The organism is Rhizobium sp. 18055 (assembly GCF_902706285.1).
GTDB lineage: Bacteria > Pseudomonadota > Alphaproteobacteria > Rhizobiales > Rhizobiaceae > Rhizobium.
In genome coordinates this window covers 1-507 of record NZ_CACSKD010000167.1, presented here as the reverse complement: position 1 = coordinate 507, position 507 = coordinate 1, and the positions used below count along the sequence as shown (strand labels likewise).

Here is a 507-nt window from a genome sequence, read left to right as displayed (position 1 = left end):
TCTCGCCGCTTGGTCCAAACCATGCAGGGAGCAGAGCAGCCATGGACCGAGCGTACTGGTACCCGGTCGAGACTCTTTGACCTGGAGCTCGACAGCGAAGGCTACCCACTGGCGCACACCTTCTCGCTGTCGCTCGCTGCATGGGCTTCGGGGTTGCTCATTCGCGAGCGCGGTGACGTGAACAAGCTTGCCGATGGGGCCACGACGCAACTCGACGGACTGCCCGTTCCCGACGATCAGCTACCGGAGATTCGCAGCGGTTTCCACGGATTCGACATGCTGTCGATGGCACTCATGCAGCTCGTCGAAGACCAAGCACAGCTCATGAGGTCCGACGCCCGTCCCGCCGACGTGGCCTGGCTCCGCGATCTGGCGATGGAAGTCGCCGAGCGCACCGGGATCGCTGCAGAAGATCTCGACCAACGCGCTCCGTTGCGCGTTCGTTGCATACGGACGAAACTGGCGAGGGAGGAGGGTGGAGCTGCTTCGACGCGCGAGCCGCAGGAC

General features: G+C 63.9%; 1 protein-coding gene. It reads left to right on the top strand.

Features of this window, described 5'->3' with window-relative positions; translation table 11 throughout:
* Positions 1 to 21 precede the first annotated feature (21 nt).
* The coding region (locus tag GVL52_RS28540) for a hypothetical protein (protein WP_160012703.1) at positions 22 to 507 on the top strand (486 nt) is incomplete at its 3' end.